At 51.6% G+C, this 1,198-nt stretch carries 1 protein-coding gene; it reads left to right on the top strand.

Annotated elements, in window-relative coordinates; all coding sequences use genetic code 11:
* Window positions 1-1,198 (top strand): Ig-like domain-containing protein (locus CWB85_RS21415; protein ID WP_138555980.1); only part of this gene is annotated, 1,198 nt, incomplete at both ends.

Here is a 1,198-nt window from a genome sequence, read left to right as displayed (position 1 = left end):
ACCCTATACTGTAAAAGATGCGGCGCTGAATACCTCCGCAGCGGCAACAGTGACCGTCACTATCACGCCAGTGAACGACATGCCTGTGGTACAGGCGGTGAGTATCAATGTGGATGAAGACACGCCATCAGCAGCAACGGCGCTGCGCAGTTTAGCAACGGATGTGGAAGACACTACGCCCACAGGGGATATCACCCTTGTAAGCAGCCCAACGTCAGGGCAAGTGGTGTTAGATCAAGCTGCGGGCACCTTTGTGTATACCCCTGATAGCAATGTCACAGGGCAAGATAGTTTCAGCTATACCTTAACCGATAGCGAAGGCGGGGTATCACTGCCTGCAACCGTTACCGTGAATATCGGTGCTGTGAACGACCGTCCTGTAGTGGCTGATGACAGTATTAACACCGATGAAGACACCGCCGCGACCTTGGCTATTTTAGCCAACGACACAGACGTGGAAGACAGCGGCTTTAACGCAGCGAATGTCAGCTTAGAGAACAAAGGCACCGGCGCTGGTATGTATGACTTTGCGGATGTGAGTGTCAATTTGGATGGCAGTTTAGCGATAACACCTAAACAAGATGTCAACGGTGTGTATAGCTTTACCTACACCCTCACCGACAGTGAAGGGCTAAGCTCAATGCCTGCCACCGTGACACTGACCATTAACGCCATCAATGACGCCCCCGTTGCCATGGATAACACCGCACAACTGCAAGAAGAAGGCTCATTTGAGGTCAACGTACTGGGTAACGACAGCGATGTGGATACCGGCGACAGCTTAGATGTAAGCAGTGTCAGCATCGTCACTGATGCTGTAAATGGTCAAACGCAAATCACCGCAACGGGCGCGATTATCTACACCGCCAACGCCGATTACTTCGGCAGCGACAGCTTCACCTATACCGTCAAAGACAGCAACGGCGCAACCTCCAACGTGGCTACTGTGACCATGACGGTCAACCCAGTGAATGACGCGCCAGTCGGCCAAGCACAAAGCTTGGCATTGGATGAAGACGCCAGTTTATTGATCACTTTACTTGCCACGGACATTGAAAACGACAGCTTAACTTATCGCATTGATAGCGATGTGAGCCAAGGCACACTCGTGCAACAAAGTGCGGATAGCTGGCTGTATACACCCACAACTAACTACAATGGCAGTGACAGCTTTAGCTTTATTGCCAACGATGGCGCG

Origin of the sequence: Pseudoalteromonas sp. S1727 (assembly GCF_005886375.1) — a bacterium.
Lineage (GTDB): Bacteria > Pseudomonadota > Gammaproteobacteria > Enterobacterales > Alteromonadaceae > Pseudoalteromonas > Pseudoalteromonas haloplanktis.
This window is presented reverse-complemented; position numbering and strand designations above follow the sequence as displayed.